General features: G+C 61.3%; 18 protein-coding genes. 16 read left to right on the top strand and 2 right to left on the bottom strand.

Annotated features, from left to right (window positions below; all coding sequences use genetic code 11):
* The first annotated feature begins 16 nt into the window (after positions 1–16).
* From fabG to AB3G88_RS21225, 16 genes are all read left to right on the top strand, one after another.
* On the top strand, positions 17–760 hold the full coding sequence (gene fabG / locus AB3G88_RS21300) for a 3-oxoacyl-ACP reductase FabG (RefSeq protein WP_032886802.1): 744 nt from the start codon (positions 17–19) through the stop codon (positions 758–760).
* A gap of 191 nt (positions 761–951) precedes the next feature.
* Positions 952–1,188, top strand: a complete 237-nt coding sequence (gene acpP, locus AB3G88_RS21295; protein ID WP_003175607.1) for an acyl carrier protein — start codon at positions 952–954, stop codon at positions 1,186–1,188.
* A gap of 127 nt (positions 1,189–1,315) precedes the next feature.
* Positions 1,316–2,560, top strand: coding sequence for a beta-ketoacyl-ACP synthase II (gene fabF, locus AB3G88_RS21290; protein WP_480451557.1), 1,245 nt, complete (start codon positions 1,316–1,318; stop codon positions 2,558–2,560).
* Entirely contained in the window at positions 2,560–3,375 is an 816-nt protein-coding gene (pabC, locus tag AB3G88_RS21285; protein ID WP_480451554.1) for an aminodeoxychorismate lyase, read from the top strand. The genes fabF and pabC overlap by 1 nt, the downstream gene beginning before the upstream one ends.
* Before the next feature lies 1 nt (position 3,376).
* Positions 3,377–4,498, top strand: coding sequence for an endolytic transglycosylase MltG (mltG, locus tag AB3G88_RS21280; RefSeq protein WP_112196500.1), 1,122 nt, complete (start codon positions 3,377–3,379; stop codon positions 4,496–4,498).
* 19 nt (positions 4,499–4,517) lie between these two features.
* Positions 4,518–5,150 carry a dTMP kinase gene (tmk, locus tag AB3G88_RS21275; protein ID WP_158878367.1) on the top strand — a complete coding sequence of 211 codons (633 nt, stop codon included), beginning with the start codon at positions 4,518–4,520 and terminating at the stop codon, positions 5,148–5,150.
* The gene (locus AB3G88_RS21270; protein WP_191948350.1) at positions 5,143–6,132 is read left to right on the top strand and encodes a DNA polymerase III subunit delta'; all 990 of its coding nucleotides are present in this window, start codon (positions 5,143–5,145) and stop codon (positions 6,130–6,132) included. Before tmk ends, AB3G88_RS21270 begins: the two co-directional genes overlap by 8 nt.
* A gap of 63 nt (positions 6,133–6,195) precedes the next feature.
* Positions 6,196–6,981 carry a TatD family hydrolase gene (locus tag AB3G88_RS21265; RefSeq protein WP_099587166.1) on the top strand — a complete coding sequence of 262 codons (786 nt, stop codon included), beginning with the start codon at positions 6,196–6,198 and terminating at the stop codon, positions 6,979–6,981.
* A gap of 448 nt (positions 6,982–7,429) precedes the next feature.
* Positions 7,430–8,098 carry a TetR/AcrR family transcriptional regulator gene (locus AB3G88_RS21260; RefSeq protein ID WP_099587216.1) on the top strand — a complete coding sequence of 223 codons (669 nt, stop codon included), beginning with the start codon at positions 7,430–7,432 and terminating at the stop codon, positions 8,096–8,098.
* Positions 8,099–8,211: 113 nt separating this feature from the next.
* Complete coding sequence (locus tag AB3G88_RS21255; RefSeq protein ID WP_122753526.1) at positions 8,212–9,180, top strand: GTP 3',8-cyclase MoaA; 969 nt, start codon at positions 8,212–8,214, stop codon at positions 9,178–9,180.
* Between the two features lie 95 nt (positions 9,181–9,275).
* Positions 9,276–9,881, top strand: a complete 606-nt coding sequence (locus AB3G88_RS21250; protein ID WP_099587164.1) for a DUF4823 domain-containing protein — start codon at positions 9,276–9,278, stop codon at positions 9,879–9,881.
* 27 nt (positions 9,882–9,908) lie between these two features.
* Complete coding sequence (locus AB3G88_RS21245) at positions 9,909–10,469, top strand: DUF1285 domain-containing protein (protein WP_480451550.1); 561 nt, start codon at positions 9,909–9,911, stop codon at positions 10,467–10,469.
* Positions 10,470–10,539: 70 nt separating this feature from the next.
* The gene (locus AB3G88_RS21240) at positions 10,540–11,253 is read left to right on the top strand and encodes a GntR family transcriptional regulator (RefSeq protein ID WP_099587162.1); all 714 of its coding nucleotides are present in this window, start codon (positions 10,540–10,542) and stop codon (positions 11,251–11,253) included.
* Positions 11,250–12,251, top strand: coding sequence for an ADP-ribosylglycohydrolase family protein (locus AB3G88_RS21235; protein WP_480451548.1), 1,002 nt, complete (start codon positions 11,250–11,252; stop codon positions 12,249–12,251). The genes AB3G88_RS21240 and AB3G88_RS21235 overlap by 4 nt, the downstream gene beginning before the upstream one ends.
* A gap of 77 nt (positions 12,252–12,328) precedes the next feature.
* On the top strand, positions 12,329–13,795 hold the full coding sequence (locus tag AB3G88_RS21230; RefSeq protein ID WP_480451546.1) for a purine-cytosine permease family protein: 1,467 nt from the start codon (positions 12,329–12,331) through the stop codon (positions 13,793–13,795).
* On the top strand, positions 13,788–14,705 hold the full coding sequence (locus tag AB3G88_RS21225; protein WP_400527808.1) for a PfkB family carbohydrate kinase: 918 nt from the start codon (positions 13,788–13,790) through the stop codon (positions 14,703–14,705). The genes AB3G88_RS21230 and AB3G88_RS21225 overlap by 8 nt, the downstream gene beginning before the upstream one ends.
* Positions 14,706–14,764: 59 nt before the next feature.
* On the opposite strand, the gene AB3G88_RS21220 is transcribed toward AB3G88_RS21225, so the two are convergent.
* Together AB3G88_RS21220 and AB3G88_RS21215 are read right to left on the bottom strand one after the other, a co-directional pair.
* On the bottom strand, positions 14,765–15,025 hold the full coding sequence (locus tag AB3G88_RS21220; protein ID WP_112196493.1) for a hypothetical protein: 261 nt from the start codon (positions 15,023–15,025) through the stop codon (positions 14,765–14,767).
* A 51-nt stretch (positions 15,026–15,076) separates the two neighbouring features.
* A complete protein-coding gene (locus AB3G88_RS21215; protein ID WP_099587157.1) occupies positions 15,077–15,415 on the bottom strand; it encodes a hypothetical protein in 339 nt (112 codons plus the stop codon).
* Between the last annotated feature and the right edge of the window lie 65 nt (positions 15,416–15,480).

The following is a 15,480-nucleotide window of genomic DNA, read 5'->3' as shown; positions in this document are numbered from 1 at the left end:
ATTAGGAGAAGCCTGCATGAGTCTGCAAGGTAAAGTTGCACTGGTTACCGGCGCGAGCCGTGGCATTGGCCAGGCGATCGCCCTGGAGCTGGGCCGTCAGGGCGCCGTTGTGATCGGTACCGCCACTTCTGCTTCGGGCGCCGAGCGTATCGCCGCAACCCTGAAGGAAAACGGCGTGCAAGGCACTGGTCTTGAATTGAACGTAACCAGCGATGAATCCGTGGCGGCTGTATTGGCCGAGATCACTGCACAGTTCGGTGCGCCGGCTATTCTGGTGAACAATGCCGGTATCACCCGCGATAACCTGATGATGCGCATGAAAGACGACGAGTGGTACGACGTGGTCGATACCAACTTGAACAGTCTGTTTCGCTTGTCCAAGGGTGTTTTGCGCGGTATGACCAAGGCGCGTTGGGGCCGAATTATCAATATTGGCTCCGTAGTGGGTGCCATGGGCAACGCAGGCCAAGTAAACTACGCAGCCGCCAAGGCTGGTCTGGAAGGTTTCAGCCGTGCGTTGGCGCGTGAGGTCGGTTCGCGGTCGATTACGGTCAACTCGGTAGCCCCAGGGTTCATCGACACCGATATGACCCGCGAACTGCCGGAAGCACAGCGTGAAGGCTTGCTGACGCAGATTCCGCTGGGCCGTCTGGGCCAGGCTCAAGAGATCGCGAATGTGGTCACTTTCCTGGCATCCGACGGTGCGGCATACGTGACTGGGGCTACAATCCCGGTGAACGGCGGGATGTACATGAGTTAAATTGTGACGGATCGCTTCAAAAAAATGTCATACGAGCTGTCTAAAATCCGTTATAAAGCTGCAACTTAATTTATAGGCAGGTGGCCGACCGGGTACAGCGTGAAGCTTTCAGTTGAAAAGCTGAAATGGCTTTCTATACACTTACCCACTGGCCAGCTGCCTGAATTTGTCCATTAGGAGTTAAACAAGGTATGAGCACCATCGAAGAGCGCGTCAAGAAAATCGTTGCCGAGCAACTGGGCGTTAAAGAAGAAGAAGTGGTCAACACTGCTTCCTTCGTCGAAGACCTGGGTGCCGATTCCCTTGACACCGTTGAGCTGGTGATGGCTCTGGAAGAGGAATTCGAGACCGAGATCCCGGACGAAGAAGCTGAAAAAATCACTACTGTTCAAGCTGCTATCGACTACGTTACTAGCCACCAGGCGTAATAGTTTGTAGTCGTCGCTTGCTGTTAGGGAAAACCGCACTGCTGTAACGGCGTGCGGTTTTTTCTTTAAGCGGTGATGAAAAGTAAGCCCTGAAGCAAAGTGTCGTCATTAGAAAAAGGAGAGTGCTGTGTCGCGTAGACGCGTCGTAGTCACCGGTATGGGTATGTTGTCGCCACTGGGTACGGATGTGCCGAGCAGTTGGCAGGGCATTCTGGCTGGCCGCAGTGGTATTGGTCTGATCGAACACACGGACCTTTCTGCCTATTCCACCCGTTTTGGCGGCTCGGTAAAGGGTTTCAATGTCGAGGAATATCTCTCGGTCAAGGAATCCCGCAAGCTCGACCTGTTCATTCAATACGGCCTGGCAGCCGGTTTTCAGGCGGTGCGTAACGCCGGCCTGGAAGTCACCGACGCCAACCGTGAACGCATCGGCGTGGCCATGGGTTCGGGTATTGGCGGTCTGACCAATATCGAAGAAACCAGCCGCACGCTGCATGATTCCGGCCCTCGTCGAATTTCACCGTTCTTCGTGCCTGGCTCGATCATCAATATGATTTCCGGCTTCCTGTCCATCCATTTGGGCGCACAGGGGCCTAACTACGCGATTGCCACGGCGTGCACCACGGGTACTCACTGCATCGGCATGGCGGCGCGCAATATCGCCTATGACGAAGCTGACGTGATGATCGCCGGTGGCGCAGAAATGGCTGCGTGCGGTCTTGGCATGGGCGGCTTCGGCGCGTCCCGTGCATTGTCGACCCGTAATGACGAGCCGACCCGTGCCAGCCGTCCGTGGGACAAGGGCCGTGACGGTTTCGTACTGTCCGATGGCGCCGGTGCCCTGGTGCTGGAAGAGTTGGAGCACGCCAAGGCGCGTGGTGCCACCATCTACGCCGAGTTGATCGGCTTTGGCATGAGCGGCGACGCCTACCACATGACCTCGCCGCCGTCTGACGGTGCCGGCGCTGCGCGTTGCATCGCCAACGCCCTGCGGGATGCCAAGGTCAATGTCGACCAGGTGCAGTACATCAACGCCCATGGCACTTCCACGCCGACCGGTGACCTGGCGGAAGCCGAGGCCATCAAGTCGGTGTTCGGCGAGCACGCCTATAAGCTGGCGGTCAGCTCCACCAAGTCCATGACCGGCCATCTGCTGGGTGCGGCGGGCGCGGTCGAGGCGATCTTCAGTGTGATGGCCATCAAGGACCAGGTCGCTCCGCCGACCATCAACCTGGATGAGCCGGACGAAGGCTGCGACCTCAACTTCGTGCCGCACGAAGCGCAACAGATGCCGATCGACGTCGCGATCTCCAACTCCTTCGGGTTTGGTGGCACCAACGGTTCCCTGGTGTTCCGCCGGTTCGCCGAGTGATGCACAGCTGGGTCGACGGTCAGCCAGCGGACAGCGTGCCCCTGAAAGATCGCGGCCTGGCGTATGGCGATGGCCTGTTCGAGACCATCGCCGTCAAGGTCGGGCAGCCCATGTTGCTCGACCGCCACCTGCAGCGCCTCGATGAGGGCTGCAGGCGTTTCGCGTTCGAGGTGGATCACGGTGTGATCCGCAACGAAGTACTTTCCTATGCCGCCGCCCTCGGCGACGGTGTCCTCAAATTGATCCTGACCCGTGGCGATAGCCTGCGCGGTTATGGCGTCAATCCCGGCGCACCGGTGCGCCGTATCCTGCAAGGCAATCCGCCCGCGACCTATCCCCACGTTCATGGAACCGAAGGCATCCGTCTGTTTGCGTGTACGACGCGCTTGGCCGAGCAGCCGCTGCTGGCCGGTCTCAAGCACCTCAACCGCCTGGAGCAGGTGATTGCCCGCGCCGAGTGGCAAGATGTCGAGCACGCCGAAGGCCTGATGCTGGATATGTCCGGGCGTGTGATCGAGGGCGTATTCAGCAACCTTTTCCTTGTACGCAACGGCTTGTTACTAACCGCCGATCTGACTCGTTGCGGGGTTGCGGGCGTCATGCGCGCCGAGATTCTGGACCAGGCACAAGCGCTGGGTATCCCGCTGGCCGTGGCTGACATCACGGTCGAGCAGTTGCAGCAGGCCGACGAAGTCTTCGTCTGCAACAGCGTATATGGCATTTGGCCGGTGCGCGGCTGTGCGGCGATGAGCTGGCCGGTTGGGCCGCTCACCCGTAAACTGCAGGGCATTGTTCGCGCACTATTGGATATTTGAGTTGATACGAAAACTGGTTGTACTGCTGCTGATTGCTCTGTTCTCGGCGGCTTTGCTGTTGGGGTTTTCCGCCTGGAAATACGACGCTGCCTTGAAGCAGCCGTTGAACCTGACCCAGGAGCAGTTGCTCGATGTGCCGGCAGGGGCGACCCCGACCGGCACCTTTAATCGCCTGGAAGCAGACGGCGTGCTCGACGGTGCGTTCTGGCTGCGCCTGTACTGGCGCTTCAACCTTGACGGCCAACCGCTGCACAGCGGCGAGTACCGCATGACGCCTGGCATGACCGCCGAGGGCCTGATCGGCCTGTGGCAGCGTGGCGAAGTGGTGCAATACAGCCTGACCCTGGTGGAAGGCTGGAACTTTCGCCAGGTGCGCTCGGCCCTGGCCAAGCATGAAAAGATCGTGCAGAGCCTCTCCGGCCTGAGTGACAGCGAAGTGATGGAGAAGCTCGGCCACCCTGGCGTGTTTCCTGAAGGGCGGTTCTTCCCGGATACTTACCGCTTCGTGCGCGGCATGACCGATGTCGAATTCCTGAAAAAAGCCTACAACCGCCTGGACGATGTACTCGCTCAGGAGTGGAGCAAGCGCGCCGCTGATGCGCCATACACCGACCCTTACCAAGCGCTGATCATGGCCTCCCTGGTGGAAAAGGAGACCGGTGTGCCGCAAGAGCGTGGCCAGATTGCCGGCGTATTCGTGCGCCGCCTGAAGATCGGCATGCTGCTGCAGACCGATCCTACGGTGATCTACGGCTTGGGTGAGCGTTACAACGGCAAGTTGACCCGTGCTCATCTCAAGGAAGCCAACCCTTACAACACCTATATGATTGCCGGGCTGCCGCCCACGCCCATCGCCATGGTCGGCCGCGAGGCGATCCATGCCGCGTTGAACCCGGTGCCGGGCAGCAGCCTGTATTTCGTCGCCCGTGGCGATGGCAGTCATATTTTCTCCGATGACCTGGGTGCGCATAATGCCGCCGTGCGTGAGTTCCAGCTCAAGCGCCGCGCCGATTACCGCTCCAGCCCGGCACCGGTGGTCACGCCGCCGGAAGATGTAGCGCCGCCAACGGATGCTCCCGCCGAGCCCGCGCCGGACACCACAGCGCCGCAAAGCCCGCAATGACTCTGACTAAGGACTGCCTGTGACTGGCTTGTTTATTACCCTGGAAGGCCCCGAAGGCGCCGGCAAGAGCACCAACCGCGATTACCTGGCCGAGCGTTTGCGCGCGCAAGGGATCGAGGTGGTGTTGACCCGTGAGCCCGGCGGTACGCCGCTGGCCGAGCGCATCCGCGAAGTGTTGCTGGCCCCAGGCGAAGAACAGATGAACCCGGACACCGAGCTGCTGCTGGTGTTCGCCGCCCGTGCGCAACACCTGGCCGAAGTGATACGCCCGGCCTTGGCACGCGGTGCCGTGGTGATTTGTGACCGGTTTACCGATTCTACCTACGCCTACCAGGGCGGCGGCCGCGGCTTATCCCTGGAGCGCATCGCTACCTTGGAAACCTTTGTGCAGGGTGATCTACGCCCTGACCTGACCCTGTTGTTCGACCTGCCGGTGGAAGTGGGCATGGCCCGCGCCAGTGCCCGTGGTCGTCTCGATCGCTTCGAGTTGGAAGGCCAGGCGTTTTTCGACGCTGTGCGCAGCGCGTTCCTCAAGCGTGCCCGCGCAGAACCTGCGCGTTATCACCTGTTGGACGCGGCCCAGCCGTTGACCCAGGTGCAGCAGGCCATCGACGGCCTGATGCCAACGCTGTTGGAGCGCGCCCGTGGCTGAAGCCTACCCGTGGCAGGACAGTCTCTGGCAACAACTGGCCGGTCGTGCCCAGCACGCCCACGCTTATTTGCTGCACGGCCCGATCGGGATTGGTAAACGGGCCCTTGCCGAGCGCCTGATGGCCAGCCTGCTGTGCCAGCGCCCGGTCAACCTGGAGGCGTGCGGCGAGTGTAAATCCTGCCTGTTGCTCAAGGCCGGCAGCCATCCCGACAATTACCTGCTGGAGCCTGAGGAAGCCGACAAGGCGATCAAGGTCGACCAGGTGCGTGACCTCGTCAGCTTCGTGGTGCAAACCGCGCAGATGGGCGGGCGCAAGGTGGTGCTGATCGAGCCGGTGGAGGCGATGAACATCAACGCCGCCAACGCTCTGCTCAAAAGCCTTGAAGAACCCTCCGGCGACACGGTGCTATTGCTGGTGAGCCATCAGTCCAGCCGCCTGTTGCCGACCATCCGCAGCCGCTGCGTGCAGCAGGCTTGTCCGTTGCCAAGCGAGGCGATGAGCCTGCAATGGCTGGCGCAGGCACTGCCGGACTGCTCCGCAGACGAGCGCGTCGAACTGCTGACCCTGGCTGCCGGTTCGCCCCTGGCCGCCGTGAAGCTGCAAGCCCAAGGTGTCCGTGAGCAACGTGCGCTGGTGGTGGATGGCGTTAAAAAACTGCTCAAGCAGGAAATGTCCGCGACTCAACTGGCTGAAAGCGCCTGGAAAGACATTCCCCTGTTGTTGCTGTTCGACTGGTTCTGTGACTGGTCGAGCCTGATCCTGCGCTACCAACTGACCCAGGATGAAAATGGCCTGGGCCTGCCGGACATGCGCAAGGTGGTGCAGTACCTCGCGCAGAAAAGTGCCCAGGACAAGGTGCTGTCCATCCAGGACTGGATCCTCGCCCAGCGCCAGAAGGTCCTCGGCAAGGCCAACCTCAACCGTGTGCTGTTGCTTGAAGCGCTGCTGGTGCAGTGGGTGGGCTTGCTCGGCCGCCGTTAATTTTCGTGGCCGACGGGTGTATCGTCGGCCAGACCCTCTCCGTGACTCAAGTTGTAACTTCCTATGCTCGTAGATTCCCATTGCCACCTTGATCGCCTTGACCTCGCCCAGCACGGCGGCTCCCTCGACGCCGCCCTGGACGCTGCTCGCCAGCGTGGGGTAGGGCACTTCCTGTGCATCGGCGTCAGCGCGGACAACGCCGCCGACGTCAAAGCCCTGGCTGATCGTTATACCGACGTGGATTGCTCCGTGGGTATCCACCCGCTGGACCTCAAGCCCGGCGAAGCGCCGGCCCTCGACTGGTTGCTCGGTGAACTCAACCACCCGCGCGTGGTGGCCATCGGCGAGACCGGCCTGGACTACCACTACGAACCCGAAGCCGCCGAGTTGCAGCAGGCGTCCTTCCGTTTGCACCTGCAAGCCGCCCAGCAGACGGGCAAGCCGGTGATCGTCCACACCCGTGGCGCCCGTGCCGACACGCTCACGTTGCTACGCGAAGCCGCGTTGCCACAGGCCGGCGTATTGCACTGCTTCACTGAAGACTGGGGCATGGCCAAGGCGGCGTTGGACCTGGGTTTCTATATTTCCCTGTCGGGCATCGTCACTTTCCGCAATGCCGACGCGTTGCGCGATGTGGCGCGTCAAGTCCCGGCCGATCGCCTGTTGGTGGAAACCGATTCGCCGTACCTGGCGCCCATCCCCCATCGTGGCAAGCCGAACCTGCCGGAGTATGTGCGTGATGTGGCGGAGTTTCTGGCGATGCTGCGGGGTGAGTCCTACGAGCGTTTTGCCGAGCAGACTACCGAGAACTTCAAGCGTCTGTTTCCATTGGCTCACGTTGCTGCGTAGGCCCGCGCTCAAATCGCAGGCAAAAAAAACCCGGGTTCTGGGGGGTGAATCCGGGTTAAGACCATTAGGAGTAAAACAAGGGCACACAGTCCGTCGGTACCCAGGTCGGCGCTTCACTTGGGGGAGATGTCACGCCAACAGTTCAAGTATTGATCAGTATCTGATTCAGTCCAGTCGCGACTGATCGTTTTTTAAACAGATTTGGAATACAGGGGCTTCGCTTGAGTTCTCATTGGGCCGGTGCACGGGTGCAGTTGTTGCGTATTATTTCTGACTGATAGCCATGAATTCGTTGGCACTCTGAAAGTAAAGTGCGTAGCGGGTTCACATAGACGTTGCCCAACGACCGTTCAGTCGGGATAATCCCTCGCACTGGGTAAATCGTATCGCCATGTATTCGTGGCCCTGCGCGACCCTCCCTATTCCGACCTTTGCAGACCTCTTCCTCATGCACAAAGAACCCCGTAAGGTCCGTGAGTTTCGCCGCCGTGAGCAGGAAATTCTCGACACCGCACTCAAATTGTTCCTCGAACAGGGCGAAGACAGCGTCACCGTCGAGATGATCGCGGATGCCGTGGGTATCGGCAAAGGCACCATTTATAAGCACTTCAAGTCCAAGGCCGAGATCTACCTGCGCCTGATGCTCGACTACGAGCGCGATTTGAACGAGCTGCTGCACTCTGCCGATGTCGACAAGGACAAGGAAGCCCTGTCCCGCGCCTACTTCGAGTTCCGCATGCGCGACCCGCAGCGGTACCGCCTGTTCGACCGCCTGGAAGAGAAAGTCGTCAAGGGCCATCAGGTGCCGGAGATGGTCGAGGAACTGCACAAGATCCGCGCCTCGAACTTCGAACGCCTGACCCTGTTGATCAAGGGTCGCATCAGCGAAGGCAAGCTTGAAGACGTGCCGCCGTACTTCCATTACTGCGCCGCCTGGGCCTTGGTGCACGGCGCCGTGGCGCTGTACCACTCGCCGTTCTGGAGCAATGTGCTGGAAGACCAGGAAGGGTTCTTCCAGTTCCTGATGGACATCGGCGTGCGCATGGGCAACAAGCGCAAGCACAGCACCGAGCCAGCAGCTGTCGACTCTGCGCGTGTTGAGACGCCGGCGTCGTAATCTTTACTGCCAGGCGTAGTACCCCAGGAATATACTCAGGCAAGGATCTTGCTAAAAGCTGATTTATCAGTCAGCTTTTAGCGCGCCCGAATCATCCTCTGCCGGAGTGATCCATGATCGTTGATCGTCAAGGCAGGCGTTTTCGCAATTTGCGGATCAGCCTGACCTCAGCCTGCAATTACGCGTGTACGTACTGCGTGCCCAACGGCAAGCGGCTGGTGGCTGCCCAGGACGAACTCTCGGCCGAGGCCATGGCCCGTGGCGTGGCTTACCTGATCGAAGCGGCGGGCATCGACCGCCTGCGCATCACGGGCGGCGAGCCGTTGGTCAGCCCCAAGCTGGAAGCCTTTATGGGCGCAGTCGGCGGCATGGGGCTCAGCGATATCAGCCTGACCACCAACGGCCAGTTGCTGGCGCGCAAACTGCCATTGCTGGTGGATGCCGGCATTCGACGTATCAACGTCTCCCTCGACACCTTGGATGCCGATGCTTTCCGCAGCATCGCCCGTGGCGGCGACCTGGCCACCGTGCTTGATGGCATGGACCAGGCTCGCGCCGCTGGAATCAAGATCAAGGTCAATATGGTGCCGTTGCGCGGCCAGAACCTCGACCAGGTCATGCCGCTGCTCGACTACTGCCTGGAGCGTGGTTATGAACTGCGCTTTATCGAGTTGATGCGCATGGGCCACCTGGCCAAGGATTCCAATGCGTTCCTGCAACAATTCGTCAGCCTGCAGCAACTGCTCAGCCTGATCGGCGAACATCACGAATACCTGCAAGCCAACGCCCCTGTGGATGCAACCGCCGTTCGCTACGAGGTGCCGGGCAAGGGCTACTTTGGCGTGATCGCCAATGAAAGCGTGCCGTTCTGCCGTACCTGCTCGCGATTGCGCCTGTCGTCCACCGGCTGGTTGCATGGTTGCCTGTCGTCGAGCAACCGTCACTACGTCGGCGACCTGCTCGACAAGCCGCGCCACCAAGCGCTGCCGGCGCTGCAAGGATTGCTGATGAAGGCCCTGGGCGACAAACAGGAGGTGGCGTTCTCGGGCGGGGCCACGATCATGAAGATCATCGGCGGCTGACGCCGAGCGTGTAGCTTCAAGCTGCTCCCCTGGCCCAGAACCTGCATCTCATGCCCATTCGCCGGTTTTCCGTCACCGGCTTCTGGAGGATTAGGATGCGTAGTCTGGTTTTGTTGCTGGCGTCGTTGACGCTGAGTGGTTGCATGACCGTCAGCGATATGGCCGAAGGCACCCGCTATCAGATGAGCGATGCCGGGTTGCTCGACCACAGCGATACCCGCCGTACGGCGTCGGTTCGCATACAGCCGGACTCCTTTGTCTTTATCGCCCAGGGCGCCTTCGTGCCGCCGGGCAGCGCCTATCCGCGTCCGAACGTGGTAGCCGAGGAAGCCTTCAACGGCTTCGTCGAATACTTCCCTATGGTGCGCCGCGCCCGTCAGCCCGAAGGTCTGGAGCAGGCGATGGCCGAAGCCCGTGCGGCCGGTGCCCACTACCTGCTGTACTGCCGATTCGCCAAGGCGGATGACCGGATCGGCAACGCCGATGAGTGGGCCGATCAAGAGGCCCTGGACCGGGTTGGGCTGGACAGCGGCGTGATCCAGATCATGTTGATCGAGACCAGCACCCAGTATTTGATTGATACTGCACGCATTCGCAGTCGTGGCGGTTTACTGACGTTCCACGACAATCGGCCACAAGACCTGATTGCCCGCCCGCTCGCGCAGTACGCCCGAGGTCTGCTGGGCATGGGTGATCAGTAGGGCCAGATCAAAAAAAGGGAGAACCTCATGACCGATTCCGCCAAGGCCAACGACCTGTTGGCCCAGTTGCCCAAAGGCAAGGGACCGGCGCCGGTGCACCTGTGGAACCCGGATTTCTGCGGCAATATCGACATGCGCATCGCCCGCGATGGCACCTGGTTCTACCAAGGCACGCCCATCGGGCGCAAGCCGATGGTCAAGTTGTTCTCCAACATCATCCGCCGCGACGGCGATGATTACTTCCTGATTACTCCGGTGGAAAAAGTCGGCATCACCGTCGACGATGCGCCCTTTGTCGCACTGACCCTGGAGGTCGAAGGGCAGGGCGAAAGCCAGTTGCTGCGCTTCACCACCAACGTCGATGAACAGATCGAAGCCGATATCGAACACCCGCTGCGGGTGGTCATCGACCCCGTCACCCAGGAACCTGCGCCCTATCTACGGGTACGCACCAACCTCGAAGCCCTGGTGCATCGCAACGTGTTCTACCAATTGGTGGAGCTTGCTGTACGCCGCCCGATCAACGGTCAGAACTGGCTGGGCGTCTGGAGCGGCGGCGAGTTTTTCCCGATTGGCCTGGAACCCTGAGGCCGCTATTTTCATCTCCCTGAAATAATTCGCTTGCTGCATAAGGACCGTTTCGGTTATCAATTTGTACATGATTAGACATGTCCGATTTGACAAGAAAAAACGTGTCGTCGACGAGCTCATCCGCCGTATCGAGGGTGGAGTGATGGCCGACGGTTTCCTGCTGCCGGGCGAGCACCAGCTCGCCGAGGAGTTTGCGGTCAGCCGCGGCACCTTGCGCGAAGCCCTGGCCGAACTCAAGCGGCGCAATTACATCGCGACCCAGAGTGGCGTCGGCTCCATCGTCACGTTTGACGGCATGGTGCTCGATCAAAACAGCGGGTGGGCACAGGCTCTGGCGGACACCGGTGCATTGGTGACCACCGATATCCTGCGCCTGGAAGCGGTGACGCGCCCCGATCTGTTCAGCCGGTTCGGCACCGAGCGCTTTATCGCCCTCGACCGTCGCCGGCGCACCAGCGATGGCACTGCGGTGTCCCTGGAGCGTTCGCTGATGCCCGAGTCCGGTGGCCTGGAAAGCCTGCCCCGTGTCGGCCTGATCGACAATTCCCTGACCATCACCCTCGCGGCATACGGCTATATCGGCGCTGAAGGGGACCAGTGGATAGGCGCCGAACCCCTCAGCGATGAAGACGCCCAGTTGCTCGGCCGCCCGGCGGGCAGCGTGTTCCTCAAGGCCTCGCGCACCACCTACGACCGGCGCGAGCGCTTTATGGAATACGTCGAAAGCTTGCTCGACCCTCTGCACTTTCGCCTGCACCTGCAATTTGGATCTTCGAAATGACCACGGATACTCGCGCCCTCGGCGCTTTCTACGGCCTCGCGCTGGGCGATGCTCTGGGCATGCCCACTCAGTCCCTGAGCCGCGAGCTGGTGCGACAGCGCTTCGGTGCGATCACCGCCCTGGAGGATGCCGGTGCCGATCAACCCATCGCGCCGAATATGCCCGCTGGTTCCATCACTGATGATACCGAACAGGCCATTCTGGTCGGCGAGTTGCTGGTCGAAGGCCAAGGCACGATCGAGCCCATCGTGCTCGCCCAGCGCCTGATCGACTGGGAAGCGGTGATGCGTGCCAAGGGTTCCCAGGACCTGCTCGGCCCGTCGACCAAACGCGCTATCGACATGATCCTGGCCGGGCATACCCCGGAGGAATCCGGCCGCTACGGCACCACCAATGGTGCTGCCATGCGCATCACGCCCGTGGGCATCGCCGCCGATGTCAGCGAGCCGGCAGCGTTTATCCAGGCGGTGATCCAGGCGTGCCAGGTCACTCATAACACCACGCTGGGCATCTCCAGTGCGGCGGCGGTGGCGGCAGTGGTGTCCGCTGGCATCAACGGTGTGGACCTCGGCGAAGCCTTGAACATCGGCACACAGATCGCCCAGCAGGCGGAAGGCCACGGGCATTGGGTTGCCGGCGGGCGTGTATCCACCCGCATCAGTTGGGCGCGCACCTTGAGTGTCGGCAGTGGCGACACAGCGCTGTTTGCCGACCTGCTCTACGAATTGATCGGCACCTCCGTTGCCTCCCAGGAATCGGTGGTGGTGTCGTTTGCCTTGGCCCAGCAAGTGGCGGTGGGGGATATGAACGCCTTCGAAGCCCTGTGCCTGGCCGCCAGCCTGGGCGGAGACACCGACACCATCGCGGCGATTCTGGGGGCGATGCTCGGCGCTTGTCTGGGCATGCAGTGCTGGCCTGTGGCAATGATCGAACAGGTCAAGGCCGTGAACAGCTTGGACTTGCAGCCGTTGGTTGAAGCGCTGTTGAAACTGCGCTGAGCCAGGACGACCGGAATACCGATTCACCTTGCATACCTGCCACAACCACAATAATACAGGCACCAGGAGCGCCCCTCATGAGCAGCACATCTTCCGGCCAAAACGCCGGGCAATTGGAAACACGCGGCATCGAGCCCGTCCCCGAAGGCGAGTGCAATGGCCATCCGGTGCAGCTGTTCTGGGTGTGGTTCGCCGCCAACATCAGCATCCTCGGCTTGCCGCTGGGCGCGACGCTGGTGGCGTTCCGGGGGCTGGCGATCTGGCAGGCAATCATCGTGGCGATCCTCGGCGCTGCTGGCTCCTTTGCGGTGGTGGGCATCATCTCCATCGCCGGTCGTCGTGGCCGTGCGCCGAGCCTGACCCTGTCCCGCGCCATCTTCGGCGTGCGCGGCAATATCGGCCCGACGCTGGTGTCACTGATGTCGCGCCTGGGCTGGGAAACCGTCAACACCACCACCGCCGCCTTTGTGCTGCTGTCGTTGTGTTCGATTCTGTTCGGCTCGCCAGTCGAGGCCAAAAGCGCGCCGGTGCTGACCTTGATCTTTATCGCCATCTTCGTGCTGCTGACCCTGTCCGTTTCCGGCCTGGGCCACGCTACCTTGCTGGTGATCCAGAAGTGGGCCACCTATGTGTTCGGCGCCTTGAACATCCTGGTCGGCGGTTTCCTGTGCGCCACCATCGACTGGAGCGCCGTGTTCAACGCCACGCCTGCACCGCTGAGCGCAATGATCATCGGCGTCGGCACCATGGCCGCCGGCACCGGTATCGGTTGGGCCAACGCCGGTGCCGACATGTCGCGCTACCAGCACCGCAGCGTCAAGGCCGTGCGCCTGGTGGCATCCGCCGCGTTTGGTGCGGGGATTCCACTGGTGCTGCTGATCACCCTCGGTGGCCTGCTGTCGGTGGGCAACAATGACCTGGCTTCGGCCACCGACCCGATCATTGCGATCCGCGACATGCTGCCCACCTGGATGGCTGTGCCGTACCTGATCACCGCGTTCGGTGGGTTACTGCTGTCGAATAACCTGTCGGTGTACTCGGCCGGTCTCACCACCTTGACCCTCGGTTTGAAGGTCAAGCGCGTACACGCGGTGATCGTCGACATCGTGGCGATCTTCGCTGGCTCGATCTACTTCATGCTGATCGCCGACAGTTTCTACGGCCCGTTCATCACCTTCATTTCGTTGCTGGCGGTGCCGATCACCGCATGGGTCGGGATCTTTGTGGTCGACCTGATCCACCGTCACTACTACAGCCCCAAGGATCTGCTCGACGTCAGCCCAAGCAGCGCCTACTGGTACCGCGGTGGTGTGGAATGGCGTGCGTTTGGCGCCTGGGCCGTGGCGATTGTTCTGGGTTTCAGCTTCACCACCATTGGCACCACCGCCGAGAACATCTGGTTCGCCGGGCCGTTGTCCGACTCCTGGCTGGGCCACAACGGCCTGGGCTGGATCGTCACCTTCCTGGTGGCAGGCGGGATTTATGCCGTACTGGGCGGCGCGGCTGATCGTCGCCCGGCGTTAGTCGAGAGCCCCAATGTCTAGATTGCTGCACACCGGCCAGGTCATCGTCGACCTGGTCATGGCCCTCGATACCTTGCCCGCCAGCGGCGGCGACGTGCTGGCGCGATCGGCCAGTTTCGAAGCCGGCGGCGGCTTTAATGTGATGGCGGCGGCGCGACGCAACGGGTTGCCGGTGGTTTACCTGGGCCGCCACGGCGATGGCCGTTTTGGCGACCTGGCCCGCGCGGCGATGCAGGCCGAAGGCGTGGAAATGGCTCAGGCGGCGAGTGAGGGCAAGGACACCGGGTTGTGTGTCTCGCTGACCGAAGTCACTACCGAGCGCACCTTTATCTCCCATATCGGCGTTGAGGGCGACTTGAGTGCTGAGGATTTGGCTCGCGTTGTGCCGCAAGCCGACGACTATGTTTACGTCAGCGGGTACAGCCTGTTGCTGGAGGGCAAGGCCCAGGCCTTGCTCGACTGGTTGCTGGGTTTGCCGCGTGAGATCACCGTGGTATTCGACCCGGGCCCGTTGGTCAAGGCGCCGGATTCAGCGCTGATGGCTGCCTTGTTGCCACGCATCGATATCTGGACCAGCAATGGCCCGGAAGCCTTGGCATTTACCGGTGCGAAAACACTGGCGGACGCACTGCTTGACCTCAATCGGCATCTGCCTAAGGAGGCGCTGCTGGTAGTGCGTGATGGGCCGAACGGGTGTTGGGTCAGCCGCGCCGGGCGCGCCGAGCATGTGCCGGGTTTCAAGGTGAAGGCGGTGGACAGCAATGGGGCGGGTGACGCGCACGCAGGGGTGTTTATTGCCGGGTTGGCTGCGGGTTTGAAACCTGCTGAGGCGGCGCGCAGGGCGAATGCGGCAGCGGCGCTGGCAGTGACACGGTGGGGCCCTGCAACCTCGCCGGGCACCGAAGAAGTTGACGCCTTGCTCACCCAATAAACGCAGATCAAAAATGTGGGAGGGAGCTTTCCCCCTCCTACATTGGGTTTGCGTGAAGGCTACTGAAGGGCGTCCAACTTACGCGCTTCATCTACCCCGGACGCCGTCAGCTTGATCGGCAGATTCAGTGAATATTCACCGGCATCGTCGGTGGTCACATGCCCATCCTTGATCAGCCCGCGGTCCTGCAGAAATGCCAACACACTGGCCACCTCTTTTTCGCCGCGGTAATTATCCAGCACCTCCTTGCCCAAACCTTGCGGGTGGGCGTGCAGCAGGCGGGTGAGGACTTCTTTTTCAAGGTTTCTATCGACGTTCATGCGTACCTCTTCACGGGGAAATGATCGGGTGTTCGTCTAACGGTCGAGGGCTTAGGGCGCAGGTTGTTTTGGCGCGCCCGGCAGGTTCGAGTCGTCGCCTTTGTTGATCTTCGGCTCATTGACCGACGGGCCCATCTTGCCGTTGCCGACTGCGGCGGGAGCCTGGCGCTCGGTGTCATGCCCCTTGGTGTGCGGGTCGGCGCCGTTGGTGTTATCGATGATGGCGCCGCCATTGGTATCCAGGCCGGTGCCCATGGATTTCTGCGACTCGGTGGTGGCGTCCGGCGTCGGATCGGTCGGGCCGGTGGTCGAGCTGGCAGCGATGGCGCTCAGCGAGGCAGCGGACAGCAGGCCGGTGAGGGCGAAGGCAGCAAACTTTGAAGGCTTCATGAGGATATCTCCGTAGAATTAATGTCCTTACCCTTTATTGGTCAGCCGTCATTTGTTGAAGGTGC

Source organism: Pseudomonas arvensis (assembly GCF_056688935.1).
Note: the sequence above shows the minus strand (reverse complement) of the source record. Positions and strands in the feature narration are given on the sequence as shown.

Bases quoted from the DNA above. Each gene is read 5' to 3' on its own strand.
- AB3G88_RS21220 (WP_112196493.1), bottom strand. From the start codon at position 15,025: ATGAACGTCGATAGAAACCTTGAAAAAGAAGTCCTCACCCGCCTGCTG.
- AB3G88_RS21260 (WP_099587216.1), top strand. From the start codon at position 7,430: ATGCACAAAGAACCCCGTAAGGTCCGTGAGTTTCGCCGCCGTGAGCAG.
- AB3G88_RS21245 (WP_480451550.1), top strand. From the start codon at position 9,909: ATGACCGATTCCGCCAAGGCCAACGACCTGTTGGCCCAGTTGCCCAAA.
- AB3G88_RS21240 (WP_099587162.1), top strand. From the start codon at position 10,540: ATGATTAGACATGTCCGATTTGACAAGAAAAAACGTGTCGTCGACGAG.
- AB3G88_RS21215 (WP_099587157.1), bottom strand. From the start codon at position 15,415: ATGAAGCCTTCAAAGTTTGCTGCCTTCGCCCTCACCGGCCTGCTGTCC.
- AB3G88_RS21230 (WP_480451546.1), top strand. From the start codon at position 12,329: ATGAGCAGCACATCTTCCGGCCAAAACGCCGGGCAATTGGAAACACGC.
- pabC (WP_480451554.1), top strand. From the start codon at position 2,560: ATGCACAGCTGGGTCGACGGTCAGCCAGCGGACAGCGTGCCCCTGAAA.
- fabG (WP_032886802.1), top strand. From the start codon at position 17: ATGAGTCTGCAAGGTAAAGTTGCACTGGTTACCGGCGCGAGCCGTGGC.
- AB3G88_RS21235 (WP_480451548.1), top strand. From the start codon at position 11,250: ATGACCACGGATACTCGCGCCCTCGGCGCTTTCTACGGCCTCGCGCTG.
- AB3G88_RS21265 (WP_099587166.1), top strand. From the start codon at position 6,196: ATGCTCGTAGATTCCCATTGCCACCTTGATCGCCTTGACCTCGCCCAG.
- AB3G88_RS21225 (WP_400527808.1), top strand. From the start codon at position 13,788: ATGTCTAGATTGCTGCACACCGGCCAGGTCATCGTCGACCTGGTCATG.
- AB3G88_RS21255 (WP_122753526.1), top strand. From the start codon at position 8,212: ATGATCGTTGATCGTCAAGGCAGGCGTTTTCGCAATTTGCGGATCAGC.
- acpP (WP_003175607.1), top strand. From the start codon at position 952: ATGAGCACCATCGAAGAGCGCGTCAAGAAAATCGTTGCCGAGCAACTG.
- AB3G88_RS21250 (WP_099587164.1), top strand. From the start codon at position 9,276: ATGCGTAGTCTGGTTTTGTTGCTGGCGTCGTTGACGCTGAGTGGTTGC.